A 377-nucleotide genomic window follows, 5' to 3' on the forward strand; every position below is an offset into this window, starting at 1 on the left:
GCCTTCGCCAGTTCGACGCAACTCATCGAGATCGCACATTGCCGGCAATACGCGTCAACTACCGCATGGACAGGCATTTCCATATTGCCAAAGCTCGCGATGAAATGCGCCATAGCTTGGTTGCGATCTGCATGCCGCAGTTCGGACTGTGCGACGCGCAAATCGTAGTCGATTGTTGCCTCCCCGGTTAGCCGCCGCAGAAACTCAACCAGAGCGGTCTCGGCCTTGACGAAGCGTCGGCACAGTACGTCGGTGACGACCAGCGCGCCAGCGTTGATGAACGGATTACGCGGCTTACCCCGCTCGGCTTCGAGTTGCACCAGCGAATTGAACGGTGTCCCGGACGGTTCGCGGCCGACGCGTTCCCAGAGTTCATC

At 59.4% G+C, this 377-nt stretch carries 1 protein-coding gene; it reads right to left on the reverse strand.

Annotated features, from left to right (window positions below; all coding sequences use genetic code 11):
- A partial coding sequence (locus FH08_RS0134170) for a glutaminase (RefSeq protein ID WP_031362656.1) occupies window positions 1-377 on the reverse strand: 377 nt, incomplete at both ends.

Origin of the sequence: Caballeronia sordidicola (assembly GCF_000729995.1) — a bacterium.
GTDB classification, from domain to species: domain Bacteria; phylum Pseudomonadota; class Gammaproteobacteria; order Burkholderiales; family Burkholderiaceae; genus Caballeronia; species Caballeronia sordidicola_A.